Origin of the sequence: Aquimarina litoralis (assembly GCF_039523995.1) — a bacterium.
Lineage (GTDB): Bacteria > Bacteroidota > Bacteroidia > Flavobacteriales > Flavobacteriaceae > Aquimarina > Aquimarina litoralis.
The window spans coordinates 1-3,627 of the sequence record NZ_BAAAGE010000015.1 but is presented as its reverse complement, the minus strand read 5'-3'; the positions used below and the strand labels follow the sequence as shown (position 1 = coordinate 3,627).

Annotated in this window: 3 protein-coding genes; all 3 read left to right on the top strand. The window is 30.7% G+C overall.

From position 1 onward, the window contains the following. A partial coding sequence (locus ABD077_RS25035) for a condensation domain-containing protein (RefSeq protein WP_343914935.1) occupies nt 1–2,093 on the top strand: 2,093 nt, incomplete at its 5' end. A 296-nt stretch (nt 2,094–2,389) separates the two neighbouring features. Beyond that, the gene (locus ABD077_RS25030; RefSeq protein ID WP_343914934.1) at nt 2,390–3,139 is read left to right on the top strand and encodes an aspartate/glutamate racemase family protein; all 750 of its coding nucleotides are present in this window, start codon (nt 2,390–2,392) and stop codon (nt 3,137–3,139) included. After that, the coding region (locus ABD077_RS25025) for an AMP-binding protein (protein ID WP_343914933.1) at nt 3,132–3,627 on the top strand (496 nt) is incomplete at its 3' end. The genes ABD077_RS25030 and ABD077_RS25025, both read left to right, overlap by 8 nt.

The window sequence follows — 3,627 nt, the reverse complement described above, 5'->3', positions numbered from 1 at the left end:
GAGAGAAGTTTATCGATCATCCATTTAAGGAAGGAGAGCGTTTGTATCGCAGTGGTGATTTGGCTCGATGGTTATCAGATGGTTCTATTGCTTTTATGGGCAGGAAGGATGATCAGGTAAAGATTCGTGGTCATCGCATAGAGTTGGGCGAGATCGAAGAAGTTTTGTTATCAAGATCTTGGATTACTCAGGCTGTTGTAGTTGTACAGGATTTTGATGGGGATAAGTCTTTGGTAGCATATGTAGTATCAGAGGGTGATTTAGATAAGAAGGCATTACGTTCTGGATTAAGCAAAGAGTTACCGGATTATATGGTTCCTGGCTATTATGTTTCTATGGATAGTCTTCCCTTAACGTCGAATGGTAAGGTGGATCGTCGTAGTTTACCCGAGGTTTTAGAATCTGATATGATCAAGGAAGAGCTTATCGCACCAAGAAATGTTTTAGAGAAAAAACTAGTAGAGATTTGGAAAGAAATTTTAGGAATAGATCGTATTGGAATAACTAATGATTTCTTTGAATTAGGAGGGCATAGCTTGAAAGCTACTCGTTTAATCACCGAATATTACGAAGAGTTTAATGTTAAGTTAAGTATTAAAGACATTTTTAGTTATTCAACAATACAGTCTCACTCTAACTTATTAAAATCAGCTAAAAAAACAGAATTTGTCACTATACAAAAGGTAGAAAAGGCAGAAAGTTATCCACTATCAGATACACAAAGACGATTATGGATAGCAAGCCAATATAGCAAGGGTTCAGAAGCATATAACATGCCATCTTATTTCGTATTGGATAATCAGTATGATATAAATACTTTTAAAGCAGCCATATATTCAACCATAGAAAGACATGAAATTTTAAGAACAATATTTAGAGAAGATGCATCTGGAGAAGTTCGTCAGTGGGTATTACCTGTAGAAAAAATAGCAGTAGATATAGATTACAAAGACTACAGGAAAGATAATAACATTGATCAAAAAATAGAATTGGACATAACAGAAGATATGTATAAACCGTTTGATTTAGAAAATGGTCCATTAATTAGAATGAGCCTACTTCAAACTTCAGACGATACCTATGTCTTTTATTACAACATGCACCACATTATAAGTGATGGTTGGTCTATGGAAATTTTAGCAAATGATGTGTTAGCTTATTATTATGCGATCAAAAAAGAGCAAAAGGCAAATTTACCAGAATTAAAGATTCAGTTTAAAGATTATGCAAGTTGGTTGACAAAATTTAAAAAAGAAAACTTCGAAGATCATAAATCTTACTGGCTCAAAAAGTTTAAAGGGGAAATTCCTAAACTGACGCTGTCGATTTCTAAACAAAGACCAATGGTTAAAACTTATAATGGTGGAATTTGTCGAGGTGAAATAGATGAAAACACTTTTAATAAATTATTAAGAAAAATAGAGGAATCAAATACTTCTATCTATATGCATTTATTAGCAATGGTTAATATTTTGCTGTATAGATATTCATATAGTAAAGATTTAATTATTGGTAGTCCTATATCAGGAAGAATACATCCTTATCTAAAAAACCAAATAGGATGTTATGTGAATACTGTAGCTCAAAGATTTTTTATTAATGAAAATGAGGATTATAGTAGCTTTTTGGATACCGTTAAAGAGAGTGTACTAGAGACACAAGATTATCAAATGTATCCTTTTGATTTATTGATCGAAGATCTTAAGGTGAATAAAGACTTGTCGAGAAATCCACTATTTGATATCATGCTTGTTATGAATCAAAACTTAAAGGACGTAGAAGAAAATGAAAACAATACTCAATCACTTCAAGTTTCGAGTGTTGATTCTTCAAAAAGTAAGTTTGATTTAACATTTTATTTTAACATCCATCAGAAAAAAGCAAATTGTAATATAGTATATAATAAAGATCTGTTTGAAGGCGAAGAAATAGAGAAATTACTTCTCGATTTCTTGTCCATAACAGAATTAGTAACCAAAGATGATTCTTTACTAATTAAAGATTATTGTAACAGTATCATAGATGAAGTCGAAAAACAAGAGCAGGTATTCTTTTTTGATGAAGTAAACGCTGCAATTAGTGAAGACTTTTAAAAATTGTATTTAATTATTATACAGTTTTAAACACCATCAAAATATCAGGAAGACCAAATATATTTTCCTAGAACTTACATAGTTTTATTTCAGATTAAAGATTCGCTTGAAAACATAGTAATACATTAAAAGCTATCTTTTTAAGCGTATAATTTCACTTATCATTCATTGTCAGTTTCTTTTCAGTAAACCTTTGATAATACAATACAGAAGAAATGCTCAATAGCAGGCGAATAAATCGTTCGTCTGGTTTGTCTTATAAAATAATTTGAATACATCAAGATAATTTTAAAAACATGTTACAAAAGAAAAGATTAGGCGTAATATCGGGTATGGGTACAAGAGCGGGTTTATTTTTTCTTAATAAACTTACTGAAAGTATAGATGCTCCTAGAGATCAAGATTTTCCAGAATTCATAGTTCATAATAATAGTCAAATTCCTGATCGTACCTTAGCGATAGTATATGGAGAAAAATCTCCTAAAAATGAATTGTTAAGATCAATCAATTTGATGAGACAACAAGAGGTTGATTATATAGTGTCTACCTGCGTTACTTCATATCATTTCATCAATAAACTAGAAGATAGATTAAGGAAAAATATTCTAGATCCAGTTGATTTAGTTCATAATACGATTAAAAAGGATTTTAGGGATATCAGAAGAATAGGTTTGTTAGCAACTACAGGAACCATTAATTCAAATCTTTTTCATAAAAAATTTCATAACTCTCCTTTTGAACTAGTGACTTTAGATAAACACGAACAAGAAGAAAAATTTATGAGATCGGTTTATATGGAAGGAGGGTTGAAATCGGCTCAAATTTTAGATAAAGCATACTCTCTTTTTCAAGATTCTGTAAATGGATTAAAAAAGAAGAATGTCGATTTGATTGTTGGAGGCTGTACCGAAGTGCAAATAGGATATAGTAAAATCAAAGAAACAATCCCTTACATAGATGCTGTAGATGTACTTGTGGATGAAGTAATACGTAAAATGAACTTAAAAAATAAGAAGTTAAATAGAAATATTGTTTGTAATGGATAAAAAGGTAATACATACAGTTTTTGAAGAATCTGTAAATACTTACGGTTCTCATACCAGTATTGAGTATGGTGATTTTAGTTTAAGTTACACTTCTTTGAATAGCTATTCAAATCAGTTATCGCATGCTATGTTAGCTTACGGTTTGAGTTTAGAAGATATTTGTGGAGTTTTCATGGATGATGATTTATTACAAATAATTTCATTGATAGGCGCTTTTAAATCTGGAGGGGTTTATGTACCGATAGACACTAAGTATAAGGAGAATCACTGGTCTGAGTTGTATACGAATTTGCAGCCTAAAATTTTACTAACTACCCGAGGTAATTTAGATACTATTTTTCATTATAATGATTTATATGACTATACCGTTCCTACGGTTTTGGTTGTAGATATTGATGCATCAGGAGTTTTAGGATTTAGTGTTTATGAAAGTATAAATGATTTATATGAGTATAGTTTAATAGATAAGACTTTTGCTGATACGAATC

Coding starts and splice junctions, on each gene's coding strand:
- ABD077_RS25030 (WP_343914934.1), top strand. CDS start 2,390: ATGTTACAAAAGAAAAGATTAGGCGTAATATCGGGTATGGGTACAAGA.